At 43.1% G+C, this 17,464-nt stretch carries 17 protein-coding genes; 12 read left to right on the forward strand and 5 right to left on the reverse strand.

Going from position 1 to position 17,464, the window contains the following annotated elements:
- Positions 1-199: 199 nt before the first annotated feature.
- The 3 genes from ACO6VG_RS12365 (at position 200) to ACO6VG_RS12375 (ending at position 2,430) form a co-directional block, all read left to right on the forward strand.
- On the forward strand, positions 200-442 hold the full coding sequence (locus ACO6VG_RS12365) for a hypothetical protein (protein ID WP_422474171.1): 243 nt from the start codon (positions 200-202) through the stop codon (positions 440-442).
- Between the two features lie 41 nt (positions 443-483).
- Entirely contained in the window at positions 484-939 is a 456-nt protein-coding gene (locus ACO6VG_RS12370; protein WP_422132554.1) for a pilin, read from the forward strand.
- Between the two features lie 105 nt (positions 940-1,044).
- Complete coding sequence (locus ACO6VG_RS12375) at positions 1,045-2,430, forward strand: O-antigen ligase family protein (protein WP_422132555.1); 1,386 nt, start codon at positions 1,045-1,047, stop codon at positions 2,428-2,430.
- 807 nt (positions 2,431-3,237) lie between these two features.
- Here ACO6VG_RS12375 and ACO6VG_RS12380 read toward each other — a convergent pair.
- Positions 3,238-4,802, reverse strand: a protein-coding gene (locus ACO6VG_RS12380; RefSeq protein ID WP_422474173.1) for an IS3 family transposase whose coding sequence is annotated in 2 segments (ribosomal slippage) — positions 3,238-4,349 and positions 4,349-4,802 — 1,566 coding nt in all. Because the reading frame shifts where the segments join, the coding sequence is not laid out codon by codon here.
- A gap of 347 nt (positions 4,803-5,149) precedes the next feature.
- Between ACO6VG_RS12380 and ACO6VG_RS12385 the strand changes: the two genes are divergently transcribed.
- Positions 5,150-5,428: a hypothetical protein gene (locus tag ACO6VG_RS12385; protein ID WP_422474175.1), complete on the forward strand. Its 279-nt coding sequence runs from the start codon at positions 5,150-5,152 to the stop codon at positions 5,426-5,428.
- Entirely contained in the window at positions 5,425-5,697 is a 273-nt protein-coding gene (locus ACO6VG_RS12390) for a CopG family antitoxin (RefSeq protein WP_317143018.1), read from the forward strand. The genes ACO6VG_RS12385 and ACO6VG_RS12390 overlap by 4 nt, the downstream gene beginning before the upstream one ends.
- A gap of 215 nt (positions 5,698-5,912) precedes the next feature.
- Here ACO6VG_RS12390 and ACO6VG_RS12395 read toward each other — a convergent pair whose 3' ends face one another.
- Positions 5,913-6,332 (reverse strand): type II toxin-antitoxin system VapC family toxin, encoded by a 420-nt coding sequence (locus ACO6VG_RS12395; protein WP_422132559.1) that lies wholly within the window; start codon positions 6,330-6,332, stop codon positions 5,913-5,915.
- Positions 6,319-6,552 (reverse strand): FitA-like ribbon-helix-helix domain-containing protein, encoded by a 234-nt coding sequence (locus ACO6VG_RS12400; RefSeq protein ID WP_422132560.1) that lies wholly within the window; start codon positions 6,550-6,552, stop codon positions 6,319-6,321. Before ACO6VG_RS12400 ends, ACO6VG_RS12395 begins: the two co-directional genes overlap by 14 nt.
- A 624-nt stretch (positions 6,553-7,176) precedes the next feature.
- Between ACO6VG_RS12400 and ACO6VG_RS12405 the strand changes: the two genes are divergently transcribed.
- Together ACO6VG_RS12405 and ACO6VG_RS12410 are read left to right on the forward strand one after the other, a co-directional pair.
- Entirely contained in the window at positions 7,177-7,431 is a 255-nt protein-coding gene (locus ACO6VG_RS12405; RefSeq protein WP_422137242.1) for a type II toxin-antitoxin system Phd/YefM family antitoxin, read from the forward strand.
- Positions 7,428-7,853 carry a type II toxin-antitoxin system VapC family toxin gene (locus tag ACO6VG_RS12410; RefSeq protein ID WP_422474178.1) on the forward strand — a complete coding sequence of 142 codons (426 nt, stop codon included), beginning with the start codon at positions 7,428-7,430 and terminating at the stop codon, positions 7,851-7,853. The genes ACO6VG_RS12405 and ACO6VG_RS12410 overlap by 4 nt, the downstream gene beginning before the upstream one ends.
- A 143-nt stretch (positions 7,854-7,996) precedes the next feature.
- On the opposite strand, the gene ACO6VG_RS12415 is transcribed toward ACO6VG_RS12410, so the two are convergent.
- Positions 7,997-9,853: a hypothetical protein gene (locus tag ACO6VG_RS12415; protein WP_422474180.1), complete on the reverse strand. Its 1,857-nt coding sequence runs from the start codon at positions 9,851-9,853 to the stop codon at positions 7,997-7,999.
- A 473-nt stretch (positions 9,854-10,326) separates the two neighbouring features.
- Between ACO6VG_RS12415 and ACO6VG_RS12420 the strand changes: the two genes are divergently transcribed.
- The 5 genes from ACO6VG_RS12420 to ACO6VG_RS12440 all read left to right on the forward strand — a co-directional run bounded on the left by ACO6VG_RS12420 (position 10,327) and on the right by ACO6VG_RS12440 (position 15,674).
- Entirely contained in the window at positions 10,327-11,349 is a 1,023-nt protein-coding gene (locus tag ACO6VG_RS12420) for a hypothetical protein (protein ID WP_422474182.1), read from the forward strand.
- 308 nt (positions 11,350-11,657) lie between these two features.
- Positions 11,658-12,728 carry an extracellular solute-binding protein gene (locus tag ACO6VG_RS12425; protein WP_422132563.1) on the forward strand — a complete coding sequence of 357 codons (1,071 nt, stop codon included), beginning with the start codon at positions 11,658-11,660 and terminating at the stop codon, positions 12,726-12,728.
- Between the two features lie 87 nt (positions 12,729-12,815).
- A complete protein-coding gene (locus tag ACO6VG_RS12430; protein ID WP_422474183.1) occupies positions 12,816-13,934 on the forward strand; it encodes an ABC transporter ATP-binding protein in 1,119 nt (372 codons plus the stop codon).
- Positions 13,935-13,936: 2 nt separating this feature from the next.
- Positions 13,937-14,800 carry an ABC transporter permease gene (locus ACO6VG_RS12435; RefSeq protein WP_422474185.1) on the forward strand — a complete coding sequence of 288 codons (864 nt, stop codon included), beginning with the start codon at positions 13,937-13,939 and terminating at the stop codon, positions 14,798-14,800.
- A gap of 10 nt (positions 14,801-14,810) precedes the next feature.
- Complete coding sequence (locus ACO6VG_RS12440) at positions 14,811-15,674, forward strand: ABC transporter permease (protein ID WP_422132566.1); 864 nt, start codon at positions 14,811-14,813, stop codon at positions 15,672-15,674.
- A gap of 394 nt (positions 15,675-16,068) precedes the next feature.
- On the opposite strand, the gene ACO6VG_RS12445 is transcribed toward ACO6VG_RS12440, so the two are convergent.
- Positions 16,069-17,052, reverse strand: coding sequence for a transposase (locus ACO6VG_RS12445; protein ID WP_422474187.1), 984 nt, complete (start codon positions 17,050-17,052; stop codon positions 16,069-16,071).
- Between the last annotated feature and the right edge of the window lie 412 nt (positions 17,053-17,464).

A 17,464-nucleotide genomic window follows, 5' to 3' on the forward strand; every position in this document is an offset into this window, starting at 1 on the left:
CAGAATCCTGTGTGGCTCAGGGGCTGTCTTTTGTCAGGCAACTAAACGTCAGAAACCGTGTTTTTTGTCAAGCTGAAAAAGTTGGCCAAAACAACACAAATACACCAGAAAAAGGTTGCTTTTTTCTTTCTGGAATATATCGTAATGCTCTAAGGATGTTCCCTTATCTGTGTGCGGTCTCTGCAGTTGGATAAGGTTGATGTACCACTTTCGCACAGGGTCTCAGGACAGAAAGTTTTGCATCAAAAAGCTCTCAGCGAGCAGTCAGGAAGACATTACAGCCATGAGTGGTTATTTTTTCATCGTATTCTGCCCATCAGACAATGGACTGGATGAAAGAGTATTTATGGAAGCGTCACTGTCGGGTGCAGTGGGTAGACTGAGCAAACCAGGGCGGCCATGTGTCGTTTTTGGCGGGTGCTTGCGGCCTGTGGTGGCTTAAAATGAATAATAAAAATGTATGTCCTCAGGGGGCTAAGAATAATGAAAAAACAACAAAGTGGTTTTACGCTGATTGAATTGATGATCGTTGTGGCGATTATTGGGATTTTGGCGGCTGTGGCTATTCCGCAGTATCAGAATTATGTCGCTCGTGCACAACTTGCAGAACCCATATCTTTTATAGGTGGTTATAAAACTGCTTTAGAAGATTTTATTGCTCAGAATGGAGAGTTTCCTCAAGATAATACAGCTATTGGTAATATTATTAATGTTGCTAATGCAGCATCCATTGCAAGTGTAGCGGTTTCGGGTGTCAACGCGAACAGTACAGCAGGTGCCATTGAAGTTACACTTGAGACGTCGGCGAATGGAATGAATGGGCAGATTGCAGGAAAGAAAATTGTTTGGTCTCGCACTGCCACTGGCGCATGGTCATGTGGAACGAGTGCTGCCGCAGATTATGCTCCGAATTCGTGTAAGTACAACTCGTCAATCTGAGTTCGAGTAAGTTATAAAAGAAGCTCCGTTTTATGGGGCTTCCTTTTTTATAGGTGTTTTGTGATTAAATTCCTTTCTGATAAAAGTGTTTTAATTGCATTGTTAATGACTTCAGTTATTGTTTGTTTTTCTTTTCTTGATTTTGTTTTTTTTGATTTTATCTCTCCAGATTACAACAGAAAACGTTTGTATCAGTTTGTTTTTTTTCTTTTTATAATTTTTTTTGTGTTCAAATTGTTTTTTGAGAAAGGGTTTTGTTTTTTTCTAGATCAGTTTTCAAGTCTTTCTTTGTTGTTGGTAGGTATTCTGCTTGTACTTTGCACCATATCTTCATTTAATTCCTTGTATTTTTTAAAAAGTATTCAAGAAATTGGGCTCTATTGTTTGATTTTTTTATCGTGCTTATATCTAAGAAGTGAAGAGATTAGGGAAAATGAGTTGATTTTTTCGATCTCCCTAATCGGTGGGAGTGTGGTCGTTTACTTTTTTACCTATCTTTTTGACTATGTCATTTATCTCAAATTTCCACCAGAAGCATGGTCTAATACAATTCACAACTTTTCTAATCCGAGAGAGATGAATCACGCCCAAAACTGGTTAATTCCTTTTTTGGCTCTACTACCGCTTATTTCCAATAGGAAATATAAGCTTCTAGGCAGATTAAGTTGGTTGCCAATCATATTTATGTACTTCTTTTTAATAATGTCGGAAGGACGTGGAGTATCAATTGCAATAATTTTATCCATTGCGTTCACTTGTTATTTATTTCCTAAATTCTCAAAAGTTTTAGCATTTACTCATCTTAAATCTTTTGGTTTCGGATTGTTTCTTTATATTTTACTTGTCCAGATAGTTCCATCTGTATTTGGAATTACTTCAAATTTTGATTTTGAACGATTTGTTGTGGCTAATTCTACTTCTTCGGGGCGAGTTGAATTATGGAAAATAGCCCTTGACTCTATTCAAGATAACCCATTTTTCGGTATAGGTCCGCAACACTTTATCACCTTGGTAGGTAGTCCAGGTTCGCCGCATAATATTATTCTTCAGTGGGCCTCTGAGTGGGGTGTTCCTGCTGCTATTTGTTTAATTATTCTGATTATTTGGGGTGGTATGAGTTATTTACGAGGTTTGATTTATAGGGTTGATACAGGTTTGTTGTCGAGTCATCAACAACTGCTACAGATCTCTGCCTTTACAGCTCTGTTGAGTGCAGGTATTCATTCTCAGGTTAGTGGTGTATTTATTTCACCAATGAGTCAGATGCTTATGATTCTGGTATTGGGATTTTGTATGGGTGTGCACTCCAAAGATCTAATATCTAGAGAGACTGTTTCTAAATGGTTTGTCATTATATTGTTGCTATTATTTTCCTCGGCCTATTTTGCCATCCTTTATTGGGAGTATTTTGCTGGAAACTATCCAACAACGCTTGAGTTTCAACCAAATGCACCAAGATTCTGGAGGAATGGTGCATTTCATAACGAGTAATCTAGGACACCCATCGAGTAATCTAGGGCACCCACATTTATTTGTGGGTTTCTCACAATAAAAAAAATAATCTAGGACACCCATATTTATACAAATAAACTGGGAAATAATCTGGGACACCCAAGTAATCTAGGACACCCACATTTATTTGAAGCAATAAGGAGTAATCTAGGACACCCATAAATTTCTCCCATGAATCCGGGGGCATCCACATTTATATACAGCGAGTAATTTAAGACACCCACATTTATATATGGGTGTCCTTGAATCCGCGAGTAATTTAAGACACCCATATTTATATATGGGTGTCCTTGAATCCCCTTGAATCCCCTTGAATCCCCTTGAATCCCCTTGAATCCCCTTGAATCCCCGAAATAATCTGGGACACCCACATTTATTTGTGGGTTTCTCTGGATAGGAAAAAATAAGTAATCTGGGACACCCACATTTATATGTGGGTTTCTCTGGAGCAATAAACTGGGACACCCACATTTATCTCTAAGAAGAATAATCTAGGACACCCACATTTATTTGTGGGTTTCTCAAGCATTTATCGAGGGGATAATCTGGGACACCCATATTTATCTCCCGTTAGAATAATCTAGGACACCCATATTTATCTCCAGAAAGAATAAACTGGGACACCCACATTTATTTGTGGGTTTCTAGAACCGAGCAATAAACTGGGACACCCACATTTATCTCTAAGAAGAGATATTCTAAGACACCCATATTTATCTCCCGAGTAATCTAGGACGAGTAATCTAGGACGGAGTTTTTCAAGATAGTTGTCCCGAAAACTGAATTTTAGGCTGCCTTTTTCTCGTTAATTCTTGCTTCAGACAACCGCTCAGGATTCAGTGCAACCGCACCTACAGGCTCCCAGTTTCTAATAACTCCTGACCAGCGCGTTGGATTAGCTTCTCGCGCTTTGGTGTACACCTGTTTCCGGTGATTCAGGATTTCCTGATCTCTTTTCTCATGGCGTTGCGCAGGTGTCACAAAGCGGATTGAGCTATGGCGGTGTTCATTGTTATAAAAGCGCTCAAACTTCAGCATCCACTGTCGACTTTGTTCTAACGTCAGAAAACCTTGAGATGGCCACTGAGGACAGTACTTCACCGTTTTAAAGATCGATTCTGCAAATGCGTTATCATTACTCACCCTTGGGCGACTATGAGAGGGAATAATGCCCAATTCCTCAAGCTTGGCCTTAAAGGTACTCGACGTCATTGGAGCCCCATTGTCTGAGTGCAGTACAAGCGGTGTTTTAGTGCATTTTTCAGCCACCATTGTCCGGTTAATCAGTTCACTGGCTAACTCACCAGACTCATGGCTATGAATCTCCCAACCAACAATCTTACGACTGTAAACGTCCAGTATCAGGTAGAGGTACCAGAACTGGCCGCGTACCCTGGAAGGTATGTAACTGATGTCCCAACACCAGACCTGGTTAGGGCCAGTGGCAACATAGGTTGTCGGCTTGTTGCTTTTCGATCGCTTTCTTGAACGACCGCGGTGGTGCAACTGACCATGCTTTTTCAAAACACGGTAAAAGCTAGATTCAGAAGCAACGTATACTCCCTTGTCTGCAAGGGCTGGCACGATCTGCGATGGTGGCAGGCTCGCATACTCATCTTCATTACTGATAGTCAGAATACGTTGCTCCTCTTCCTCAGTCAGTTTGTTAGAGGGTACCGGGCGCAAGGCATCCGGGCGTTTGTCCGTTAACACTGCACCATTGTCATCGCGCCAGCGATTCAGTGTTTTCAGGGATATTTCCAATTGTTCAGCAGCCTTCCAGCGAGAAGCGCCGTTTGCTATAGCCTCATCAAACCATGTCAGCAGTTGGCGGCGCTTATCGACAGGTGTCAGTTGTCCTCGCTGTCTATCCCGTAGAAGGCATCGAGCTTTTTTGATAGCACCAGCAGGGCTGCAGCTTCTGCCAACGCCTTGTCTTTACGGCGAAGCTCTTTTTCAAGGCTCTGATTGCGCTTACGCTCTTGTTTTAATTGCTTGCTTTCCTGGTCTGCACGCTGAGAAGCCTGAACAGCACCTGAAATACAAGCGTGCTTCCACTCCTTGACTTGTTGAGGATAAAGCCCTTTTTTACGGCAGTATTCACTTAACTCTGTTTCTGACAAAGCAGCGGTTTCAACGACCACGGCAAACTTGCTTTCAGCGGACCATTGTTCTGATTTTTGTTCGTTCCCTGGCACAGGTAATCCTTTGTCCCGTAGTTTTTTACGCCAATTATACAGGGTTTGTTCGCTGATACCTTCCTCTCTGGCAACATCCGGCACAGAGCGATTGTGTGGTGGTAACAGTTTTTTCAAAACAGCTGATTTACGTTCCTCTGAAAAACGAGGCATATTCAACGTCCATCGCCCACTGTCTAGCTTTTATTGGTTAATCAGTGAGCGGGACAACTATCCTGACACAGCGGGAGGACACCCACATTTATTTGTGGGTTTCTTAAAAGAAGGAGTAATCTAGGACACCCATAAATTTCTCCCATGAATCCGGGGGCATCCACATTTATATACAGCGAGTAATTTAAGACACCCACATTTATATATGGGTGTCCTTGAATCCTCCTCTTGAATCCTCCTTGAATCCCCCTTGAATCCCCCTTGAATCCCCCAGAAAGTCGAACTATTGAATCACTATTGCCTGCTTTATTTGATGACAAAAGGCACACATTCGCTATACTTCTCTGATGAAACGCTTTAACTGGAACCCTCAGAAGAATCAGCAGCTGATCCGCGAACGGGATCAGTCTTTCGAGGAAGTCATTTTCCACATAGAGAATGGTGGCCTGCTGGATGACATCGTCCATCCTAATCCGCAAGCCTATCCGCATCAGCGGATCTTTGTGGTGAATGTACAGGGTTACGTCTGGCTGCTGCCCTACGTGGAAAGTGAGCAGGAGATCTTTTTGAAAACACTGATTCCCAGCCGCAAATTTACCCGTGACTATTTGGGAGATCGATCATGAAAAAAACGACATTGGATAACGAGGAGCAAACGTTGCTCAATGCCCTTGAACAGGGTGAGTATGAGTCTGTGATGACCCCCGAGCGCAAGACGACGCTGGAAGCCATGGCCAGTGAGACGTTTAAAAAGGATAAGCGTATTAATATCCGCATTTCCCAACATGACCTGATGGCGATTAAGTCACGGGCCCAGCGGGAAGGGATTCCATACCAGACACTGGTGTCCAGTATTATTCATAAGTATTTGTCAGGGGCTTTGCGGGATGTCTGACAAGAAACCAATAAATGAGACATCCACAGATAATCTGGGACACCCATATTTATCTCTAACCAAATTAATCAAAGACACCCATATTTATATACGGGTGTCTTTGAATCGAAGAAAGGCAAGAAATGCGACGCCCACGAAATTTCCTCAAGGGAGAATAGGTAACCCACAATATTTCTGGCAATGACTGCTATGCCTCATCGACATAATCTCTTTGTTCAATCCAGAAATGGATTGAGCAAATTAACCCCTGTATCCACAAAATCCGGGGTGTTTCTTGTGACTACTGTCAGGCCATAAACAAGGGCTGTTGCTGCAATTTGTTTGTCAATTGCGTTTTCATGGCGGGGTACTCTGAGTTTTCCCCAAATCTGTGCTTCGGTGCTACCAAAGTCAAGAATATGATCTCGATAATCATCTACCAGATGATTTAGCCATAGCTCTAACTGCTTTGCCTGAATAGAGTCATTTCGATGACGGATTTTTTCAACGCCTCTACGGAGCTCACCTATGGAGACAACACTAAGGTAGAGCTTTAATGATTTTTTTTGTGCTGTGTTGAAAAAAAGCTGAACGCCCTGATTTGCGCTGTTTCTTTTTCTTAATTCACTGATGACATTGGTATCAATTAAATACATCACGATCACCGTTATCGTTGATACGTTCGAAGTCCGTATCTGAGCCGACATCTGGAATGTTTTTCAGTGCTTCAGTGAAGCTTTTTTTCTTGGGACGAAGGAGAGCTGCTTCCAGAATTCTTCGATGCTCAGCTTCTGCACTTCTCCCGTGTTTTCCTGCCCGAGCTTTGAGGGCATCAACTATTTCCTCATCAATATTGCGCACTATCAGGTTAGCCATGAGAGTCATCCAGATGTATTCAATTCGTAAATGATAGCATTGATATCAGAGATGGACGATAATAAAAGTAATCCAAGACACCCACATTTATCTCTAAGCATTTATAGAGACACCCACATTTATAGGGGCACCCACGTTTATAGGGGCACCCACGTTTATAGGGGCACCCACGTTTATAGGGGCACCCACGTTTATAGGGGCACCCACGTTTATAGGGGCATCCGCGTTTATAGGGGCATCCGCGTTTATAGGGGCATCCGCGTTTAAATATGGGTGTCCTCGATTACGATTATCCTTCTCGATTATCCTTGAATCCGACATCAAGAAAAGCGACAGAGGGGAAGGGTTGGAAGGAATTCGGGAACATCCACATTTATATGGGTGTCTTTGATTCCTATATGGGTGTCCTTGAATCATTGTTAATATGGGTGTCTTTGAATCATTGTGCTTGAATGAATCCGTTTCTTCTTAACTTCCTCCGACGTACTCTGCATAAAGTTAGATATTCTCGGCAATTGCAGCTCCAGCCTGTCTATAGAGTTGATGGCGTAGATGCCGAGGTTGACATAAATGACTAGTCAGACTAGTTTTTATTGAGAGTTTGTGATGATTCAGGAGGTTAAAGTGGAAAATCAATGGCAGTTACAAGAGGCGAAAAGCAAGTTTAGTCATATTGTGGACCGGGCTCGTCAGTTCGGTCCACAATTTGTGACCCGACACGGGCATAAAGCGGCTGTTGTTCTCTCATTTGAAGACTATCAAAAGATGTGTGCACCAGAGAATAGTCTGAGTGACTTTCTCAAAACATCTCCTTTTTCGGATTCTAATGTTGAAGCGTTTGACAGAAGTAAAGAAACCCCGAGGGATATAGATCTGTGAAGTATTTACTGGATACCTGTGTGTTGTCAGAAGCATTCAAAAAAAGTCCTGATCAGCATGTAATTGAATGGATGGATGGTTGCGAGGAAAACAAGCTTTATTTGAGTGTTTTGACTTTGGGAGAAATAGAAAAAGGGATAGGAAAGTGCCACGATCCGATAAGGCAGGATAAATTGCGGACCTGGCTTGAGTTTGATCTTATGGAGCGCTTCAAGCATAGAATATTACCTGTAGATTCAGGGGTGGCAATGGCTTGGGGGCGAATTCACTCTGAATCTGAAAAGAAGGGTGCTCCCATGCCTGTTATTGATGGGCTTGTAGCTGTCACTGGCTTAGTCCATGACTGTACTGTAGTTACTCGAAATACAAACGATATGCGTATGAGCCAGGCAAAGCTATATAACCCATGGGTAGATAAGTAAATTGGGATATGAATCCGGGGGCAAGAAACAAGACACCCACAAAATTTCTGACTTAAAGGTTTTGCCACAGCCTCAGAGCCTGGGAACGAGTTGAAGAAATAAGCGTGTTTCTGAGTTTTCCTTATGCAAGGGCGGGTGCCAGTTCATGGAATAGGATAAGTGTCCCGATCCACATCAAAAGGCTTGCGTTTTCGATGTATTCTTTTGTGATTCAAGAGTTTTTTTGAATTTTTGAAGACCTTCCTGCACGGCTGCGGTTGGCCGTCATGTCCGATCACGGCTACGTCACAGATTTGTTGCCCGGCGTGGTATTTGGTTTTGTGATCCGACAGGGCTTTAGCATTATTGCAGACCTTCGCGCATGGTCGCGGCTGGCCATTATCTTCGATTATGGTTTTATCACAGATTTTTTGCCCGCTGTGATCTCTTCTTTTGTGATTCGACAAGGCATCAGGGTTCTTGCAGACTTTCCCGCAATGCCGTTTCTGACCATCTTCCCCAACCATGTTTACTTTACAGGTTTGTAGCCCGCAGTGCTCTCTTCTTATGTGATACGACAGAGTTGGAACATTTCTGCAGATTGTCCCGCACTGCCGCAGCTGGCCATCATCCCCGATCACGTTTTTCATACAGGTTTGTTGCCTGCTGTGGTAGCTGCCTTTGTGATTCGACAGGGCTATAGCATTCTGGCAGACCATCCCGCACGGCACTGGCTGGCCGTTCTCTCCAGCCACCGATACGTTACAGGTTTTTTGCCCGCTGTGGCATTTGCTTTTGTGTTCCGTCAGGGCTATAGCATTCTTGCAGACCTTCCCGCATGGCCGCTGATTTCCGTCCTCCCCGATATAGGTTATGGAACAGGTTTTCTGACCAGTGTGGTATCGACTTTTATGCACCGTCAAAGATCGAGCATTGCTGCAGATTTTTCCACATGGCTGCGGCTGGCCACCTTTCCCGATTATGGTTACAGCACAGGTTTTTTGCCCGCTGTGGACAATGCTTTTGTGATTTTCCAGGCCTCTGGCATTCTGGAAGACCTTTCCGCATGGCTGCGACTGTTTATCCTCTGTAATCACCATCAAATCACAGGTCTTTTGGCCGCTATGAAATCTGCTTTTATGAGAATTTAGTGCTCGTTTATTCTTGTAGACCTTTCCGCATTGTCGCAGCTGGCCATCCTTCCCGAACACTATCACGTTGCAGGTTGCTTGTCTGGAAGGGCCGGTTGTATCAGCCCGATGGGGGCATGATATTTGTCCGGGTCTTGCTTCTTTGTGGTCTGTTGAACTTTCTCTAGAATCTGGGGCTGCGTTGTAGGACGCATCGGAAGATTGTCGGAATTGACAAACGTCACTGCAGGGAAAAATGAAACAATTTAGACCCAAAGTGTGCGAGTGTTGTTGAGGGAATCCGTTATTCTCGCCAGAGTCAGAATACAGTAGATTGATGAAATAGTCTTTAGGGTAGCTGTCGGTACGTAGGCCCTGCTGGCCGGATGATTCTGATGGTCGGCCTTGTTGTTCGTGTTCAGAGCCAGGCATCGTAGCGGTTATCGCAAGCAGGTGACTTTGACTCGTTTCATGTTGTTCAATCGGGTTAAACAGCAATGAATCCGGGTTCCAATTGCTTTTTAAAAGCAAGCCGACGGTTATAAATGCTTCTACAGGTATCCATAAATAAGGCTTTAAACGTAGAGAGATATCTCTGCTGGTCAGGAACAGTTCGTAGATAACCAGCAGGTTTGTGGTGTAAAGCCATTGCCAGGAAATCGACTCAACGAGGGTCCTTTTTACCCTGTAACTGCCAGGTTTGTGTCGTTTGTTATCAGGCGGTAAATCCGCTTCTGCGCAGCCATTTATGTCGGCAATGTCTGGCAGGCTGCCCGACAATGTGCCTTGGTCAATCTTTATAGAAAAGTTCTGGTTTGGAAAATCTACATTCTGTTCAAGTTCGATAATAAAACGCCTTGTTAGCGGTTTCGCTTGACAGATGACAGACAACGACAGTAACAGCAGTGTTGCAAAGAGTGAGTGTTTAATAATTCTACCCTTGCCTTCTGGTTTACAGATAAGAAGGATAGATTAGTGTGAGAGAGACCCATAAAATTTTTTACTTGTTCCCAAAGAAATCAGGGCATCCAAAAAATTTCCGACTTGTACTTGCAACCTGTTTAGAAACACATCACCCCCCTCGAAAGCCGAGCTTCGTAACTTGAGATAACGTATGGACTCCCACGTTGGGACCCAGAGGGTTTAAAAGCAAGGGGGCCAGAGTTCTACGTCAGTCTGTGGAGTCTGGAAACAAGGTGTCAATGTGTAAAACCGTCCTGCCCTTATTGAAAGACAGAAACTTTGTTAGTTGCACTTAACAGCTTGCTATGAACTTTTGTGCTAAAAACGCCTCTAAGTTATTAGGAGTAATTTTGTAAGCTCTTGCTAATCGAGGAAAAATACTTATCAGGGAGATAACCGACATGGATGGCATAAATAAAAATTCCGACACAGTTTTTTCAGACTCACCACCACCCAAGCGCGCCCGAAGAGGGAAATTACCCACTGGTTTCATTATGGGTAAAGAAGTTACTCTATGTAATGAAAGTTCTCCGCATTGTCTCAATTTGCCCTCAGCACCCTATGCAGGGCAATCAATCGAACTACAGGAAAAGTCACCGTTTTTTCAAAGTACTTCAGATGAGACTGCCTGTGCTTTTTCAAGGCCTGTTTCACTTTATAGTGAGGGAGATAGTAGACTGTTATCCGATGTTTTAAGAGAACTGGGTGTCGACAAAAAATATATGCCTGACAGGGTTCTTGCAAAAAAAAGCGACACGTTTTCATTAGCATTAGAATTGAGTTTAGGTGAACTGGAAGAAGAAACGATAAGCAGCGTAACGTCTTTAGTTCTTCAAAAAAACTTCGATCTGAAAAGCTATTCAGAATCTACTATTTTTTTACCTGATGATCAGGATGGATATAAGAACTACCTCAATAATGACCCAGAGCATGATTACGTGTTTTTTCATAAGCTTAAAGTTTCGGATGATAGCGAAGAGGAAAGTATTCATGATTTTGTTATTGTTAGGGGAGCTGAAAAATTTCACTTACTACAGTCAGTTTCTGGAGCATTCACTCTTGAACAATGGATTACTGGTGACTCTTCAATGATAAACAATCAAGCAAAAGAATTTAAAGAAGATTGTGATTTGAGTTTATTTCAGTGCGAAAAAAAATCTTCCCCTTCATCCGCTAAAAAAATGAAAAGAATCTACAAGGAATTTGAAAAAATAAAATCGTCATTCGGTAGAGTTATAAAAACATCAAATAATAAAGCCTGTTCTAAATCTATATTTGGCCAGAAGTTTGTACCTACATTGTTTTCAGCTTTAAAAAATTCGGATGACCGACCATATTTTAGAATGTTCTCATCTTCAAGGAGATATTTGGGAGTTAAAAAAGAAGATAAGATTACTCTTGAAGTCTATAGGGGGAAAATATAAAGAGAAACTGAGGGAATTTGGATGCTCACAAAATGTCTTGATGATTTTGCTGCGCTGTGTTAAAGATTAACTAGAAAACAGCCTTTGCAGCCCGGTGCTCCTCACTTATTTCAATAAAGAGTTTGCGTCGTCTGTTTTAACGCGCCTGATGGCGTGCCCTCTTTTATCCGAGGTAAACTGTTTTCTAAGTTGGAATAATTAAATAGCAGGAAAATATCTTTATTGACCTTCTTGTCAATTGGTGAAATATTTCTGTAACAAGATTGCATAACAATAACGAACAACAACAAACCTCTTAGGGGCGCTCCATGTCGAAACCGATAAAAGGTCTGCTGGTGCTGACCATATCCACTGCTGTCATGTTCTCTGTCGATGCACAGGCGGAAGAACTAAGGCTTTTGACCTGGGGAGGCTACGCACCCCAGGAAGTCATTGATCAGTTTGAACAGGAAACCGGTATTGCCGTTAAGGTTACCAAATCCAATAACGAAGATATGATTTCCAAGCTCCGCGCTACTCGCGGCGCAGGCTATGATCTGGTTCAGCCAAGTCAGGATCGTATTACCGGTGCTCAAAAAGAATATCGAATTTATAAGCCTATTGATCTCAGTAAACTCGATGCCGGTCAGTTTATTCCTTCCATGTTGTCTGCTACCAAAGCCAACACCACGATTAACGGTGATGTGTATGGTGTTCCTCATATCTGGGGTACCAGCGGTCTGATTGTCGATACTGCAGGTAGCAAAAGCAGCTACAGCTTTAATGACCTCTGCTCTGATGATTATAAGGGCAAAGTCTCCTATCGACTGAAGCGTCCAACCCTTATTGGTTTCGCTTTTGCTATGGGTGAAGACCCATTCGCAGCTTACGACGATCAGAAGAAGTACACTGAAATTCTCAGCAAAGTTGAGCAGAAGCTCATCAACTGTAAAGCCAATGTTAAAGCTTACTGGGAAGGCGGTGATGCTTTGCTTAACCTGCTGCGCAGTGGCGAAGTCACATTGGCTATGGGTTGGGATGCCGGCGGTTGGAAGCTGCATAAGGAAACGACTAGCATCAACTTCGTACCACCAGAGTCTGGAGCACTCGGCTGGATTGATACTTTCGCCCTTCCCGCTAAAGGCAAGAATGACGAAGCTGCTTATAAATGGATCAACTTTGTAATGCAGCCCGAAATTGCTGCCAAAATTACCGAAGCTGCGGGTAATTTTACTGCATCCGCCGGTGCTGAAGAGTTTGTTAACGATCAGCTCAGCAACAGCTACAAGATCAGCTATAACCAGAGCAGTCTCGATAATATCAAGTGGTATCCGCCAGTGCCTGCAGGTCTTGAAATCATCGAAGGGAAAACTCTGGATCGTATCAAAGCCGCACAATAGTCACTTATAGCTGTATCCGTCAGCCCTGTTTTTTTAATGTGAGATTTATATGACAGAGGCTGGTGGTTTTCCAGGATGTACAACCCGATGACTTTAGATCTCGAATGCCGCAATGTTTTCAAACACTTTGGCAGTTTTCAGGCAGTAGAAGACATTTCTCTTGAAATTACTGCTGGCTCCTTTTTCTCCATACTTGGCCCCTCTGGCTGTGGCAAAACCACGCTGCTGAGAATGCTTGCCGGTTTTTCTGAACCAGATCAGGGAGAAATTCTGATAAAAGGGAAGAATATGGCTGGTACCCCACCTAATAAGCGCCCGGTAAATATGGTATTTCAGCACCTGGCTCTTTTTCCCATGATGAATATTGGGGAAAACATTGCTTACGGGCTTAAGCGCGATAAGGTACCAAAGCTGCAGAGGGATAAAAAAGTTGCCGATGTTCTGGAACGTATTGGCTTGCCGGGTATTGAAAAAAAATCAGTCAATCAACTTTCTGGTGGTCAGAAACAGCGGGTGGCTATTGCACGATGCCTTGTGCTAGAACCGGATGTTCTCTTACTGGACGAGCCTCTTGGCGCTCTTGACCTGAAGCTTCGGGAACAAATGAAGGTTGAATTAAAAAAACTACAAAAGGCGTTTGGTACAACCTTTATTTATATAACCCATGATCAATCTGAAGCGATGGTTATGTCAGACCAGGTAGCCGTCATGAATCATGGCCGTTTAGAACAGGTGGGCTCTCCTCAGTCGCTTTACTATGAGCCAGAAACGTCATTTGTCGCTGGTTTTGTTGGTAATAATAATCGGGTGGATGGAATCGTTGAGTCTATTGCTGGTGAAACAGCAATAATTCGATCTAACGCGGGCCAGCAATTTAAAACTGCGTTTCCAAAAGTAGAACTGAACTCCGGAGACTCTGTTGATTTGTTTATACGTCCGGAAGCTATCCGTATCCGAAGAGATCAGAATGTAACTTCTGAAAACCATATTAATGGTCGGGTAGAAAATATTCTTTTTGATGGCGGTAATAGCCAGATATTGGTGAAAGATATTGATTCATCCCAGCAGTTGAGTGTTTCGTTGCCGCAGACTCGAGAGTTTCATGATCTGGTGGCTGGAGACGCTGTTTCACTGTCCTGGGATATACGACAGAACAATATTTTTTTGTCAAATAAAAAACTATCAAACAAAAAGAGGGGGCCGTGACCATGACCGGCAGAAAACTCTCTTTTTATCTACTGTTAATGCCTCTCTTGCTGACGCTGGTATTGTTGATTCTGTTACCACAGCTGGATATGCTGGTCATTTCTTTGAGGGAGCGAGTCAGTTACGGTGTTTATGATTTCAGCCTGCTTCATTATCAGGAGTTTTTTACAGAGCCGCTCTATTGGAATACATTTTTGCGAACTGCTGTGATGTCCATTCTTGCTACTGGCCTGACATTACTGATCTCTTTCCCGGTTTCTTGGTATATCGCTAAAATTGCTCAGGGTAAAAACAAGAACCTGATGTTTCTTGCCTGTCTGATTCCATTCTGGGTCAGTGAGCTAGTGCGAACCTACGGCTGGATGATTTTGCTGCGGGAGAGCGGTGTTGTCAGTGGCTTACTGCAATGGGTTGGGCTGGCGGATGCGCCGGTAGAGATGCTGTACAACGACATCACTGTTATGACCGGCCTCGTATATGCTTCCACGCTCTTTATGGTGGTGCCTTTGGTCAGCACTCTGGAAGGAATGGATGATAGCCTTGTAGAAGCAGCTTATGATCTGGGCGGTAGCCACTTCACTGTGCTTCGCACAGTCATTATCCCATATGCTGTACCAGGTATCGTATCCGGGTGCATCGTCGTCTTTATGCTGACCCTTGGCAATTATCTGACACCGACACTTTTGGGTGGTAAAGACAGTCTCTGGTTTACCGAGCAGATTTTTACCCAGTTTATTACTCGCTTTAACTGGGAACAGGGAGCAGCCTTTGGGGTTTTATTGCTTTGCCTGTCGTCGCTGATTGTCTGGCTTGGCCTGAAGCTCAGCAAACAATCGTTCAAACAGGCATTAGCCAGTGAAACCTGAGAAATAGATCATGATACAAAGTATTCCCCAAAGCAGAGCATTTCAGAAAACTTACACGGTTTATGTATGTTTGTTCTTTTTGTTTCTTTTGGCTCCGCTTGTCACGGTTGCCGTATTCTCAATGAACGACAGTGTATTTCCTTCCCTGCCCTGGGAAGGGTTTTCTCTGGACTGGTATTTTGCTAGTAACAAAGAGCGACTTGGTTTATTTCATGACGGTGTGATAAAGGAGAGTATTATCACCAGCTTAATGATCGCACTGTTTGTTGCTATTCTGTCAGTTACTTTAGCTATTACCAATGCACTGTTGTTTGAGCGTTATGATTTCCGGGGAAAACAGTTTCTCTACAGCTTGATGTTGCTACCACTGGTGGTTCCAGGTGTCATTCTCGGGATTTCCATTCTTTCTTTCAGCAGCGGCATCGCCAATACGATAGAAGACAGTTATGGGCTTGATCTGGAGTTTTTAAGGCCTGGTCTGCCACTTGTTGTGCTTGGGCAATTCGCCTTTATCAGTACTATGGCAACACTAGTCATTTCGGCACGACTAAGAAAGCTGGATAGTGAAATGGAAGAAGCTGCTTTAAACCTTGGTGCAAGCCGTCTTGAGGTATTTATAACTATTACACTGCCCTGGTTAAAGCCAGCAGTGATGGGCTCAGCGGTTGTGGCCTTTCTGATGTCTTTCGAGAATTTTAATACCACTTTAATTCTTGCAGGCAGTGATTCCCCTTTAACGATTACATTGTTTGATCGTATGAGGGAAGGTTCAACACCTGTGCTCAATGCGGTTTCGACGCTGTTGATGGTGGGGTCTGGTGTACTTGCTCTCGTTAGTATTTTTGTTCAAAGAACGGAAACTAGAGAGAAATAGAAGGAAAATTAGATAAAAGGAAAATAAGGAAAATAGGATAAGGAAAATAGGACACCCAAAAAAAATAAGACATCCATTAGAGAAGAAGGAAAATAGGAAACCCATTAGGACGAGAAATTAGGACACCCACATAAGGAAGGAAAATAGAAGGAAAGAAAATAGGACACCCATAGAAAAAGAAGGAAATTAGAAAAATAAGACACCCATAAAATTTCTTGACCAGAAGCCAATACATAGCCCGTCACGCATAAAAAATACCTGATCGGATCAAACTTGGGATGACCCTAAACTCGATAAAACAAGGAAATACAACTTATTAGGTTTATAAAATATGCAGAATCCCATCTCACCAAATCTATTCGGTAAGAATGTGGCGTATAAGGCAAAAGATGAATCAACCAGTCTGAAATAACTGGCCACAACAATATAACCCCTGAAGCCAACGTTGACCTGTACTGATCGCATATGCCTTCATGGCCTTCAGTCGTCCGACTGCACGATAAAATCGATTGTTTCTGCTCATGGTTTTTAGCCATTCGTCACCATCTATTTCTAGTCTTGCCAAGATAGGAGGTGAGCTTTCCGCTATAGAACCTTTCTTATCTTTTCTGACCGCTCTTCCACTCCAGTCTACCAGCTCCAGATAATCATTAAGAATGTATGGCAATGTTTTATTCGGGTCTTGCTCCTGGTTCTGAAAAGGCTTCAACATGAACGGCTGCCTGCTATCTGTTGCTTCGGTAGTTTTTTCAATGCGTTTTTGGATAGAGGTATAGTCGGATTGCTCTGGTGTTGAGGCAAGTTTTGCCCTGATAGGGTTAAGGTCAACATAAGCCATACAGGTCAGTAAAGCGGCTTCATCCAGTAACGCCTGACTTTTAAAACGTCCTTCCCAGAATCGGCCCTTACAACCATCTTCCCTGTTGGCTTCACGGGCAAGATGTTCGTTCAAGCAACGCATAAACCAGCTGATACTTTTCAAACGGCTACGATACTCAGCCACATATTCATCGATACGGCTGAGCTCCGAGCAGCTGAGCTTTGCATTGCTCAAATGGCGTTGGATCAATAATGGACCTGTGAAAAGGGTAGTCCATCGCCGCAGTATTTCATCTCGATTCCACTTATCAGACTCATTGATGTTGATGTGTAGTACCAGGTGAAAGTGATTAGACATCACAGCATAAGCACAGACTTCGATAGCAAAGACAGAGGTCAATGTACGCAGACGGTCGACCACCCACTGCCTGCGATGCTCAAAACTATTCCCGGTCAGATGATCCTCACCACACAAGTAAGCCCTGCGGACGCACCGAGACACACAGTGGTAATAGGGTGTCGAACCTGAATCAATCAGGTTGCTGCGGGCTTGAGTCATGAGATCTCCTATTGCTATGGTGGGTAAAAATCGTAAACATGAGAAAAATAGCTTAACCAGTCGATTGGTCAAATATATGGATATCCTTTTTGTTCTTTCTGTCAAATATATGGGTGTCCTTTTTGTTCTCTTTTTTCCTTTCCTCTCTTTTGCTATTGGTCAAATATATGGGTGTCCTTTTTGTTCTTTTTGGGTGTCCTTTTTGTTCTTTTCTTGTCCGGCTCATAGCCGATATACGATGATTATGTCCACATAAATTCAGTGCTCATGCTCACGTTCATTCATCAGTCTCACCATAAAAGCGCAGTGTTTCTTTTAATGACGCTGACACTACTGGCAATGTGGTCGGCTCTTCTAATCTGGGATTTCGGACTGTCCAGCTACAACTTCAGGCGAGTTGTTCAAGTTGTTT

Origin of the sequence: Endozoicomonas sp. ALB032 (genome assembly GCF_049310125.1) — a bacterium.
In the GTDB taxonomy this organism is placed as follows: Bacteria; Pseudomonadota; Gammaproteobacteria; order Pseudomonadales; family Endozoicomonadaceae; genus Endozoicomonas_A.